We start from the raw sequence: 288 nt of genomic DNA on the forward strand, positions 1-288 counted from the left end.
TTTACGGATGCTGGATTAGCCCATTTGGCACCTTTGGTGGCTTTACAGCATTTGAATTTGGCTGGATGCCATAATTTTAAGGATGCTGGATTAGCCCATTTGACATCTTTGGTGGCTTTACAGCATTTAGACCTAAGCCGTTGCAGAAATCTTACTGACGCTGGATTAGCACACTTGCGACCTTTAGTGGCTTTACAGCACTTAGATCTGAGTTACAGCCACCATTTTACGGATGCTGGATTAGCCCATTTGGCACCTTTGGTGGCTTTACAGCATTTGAATTTGGCT

Annotated in this window: 1 pseudogene; it reads left to right on the forward strand. The window is 44.1% G+C overall.

Annotation, left to right across the window (positions count from 1 at the left end):
• Nucleotides 1-288, forward strand: a pseudogene (locus BU804_RS09910) (hypothetical protein); the annotation flags it as partial.

The sequence above is a fragment of the Candidatus Protochlamydia sp. W-9 genome, from assembly GCF_001950615.1.
GTDB lineage: Bacteria > Chlamydiota > Chlamydiia > Chlamydiales > Parachlamydiaceae > Protochlamydia > Protochlamydia amoebophila.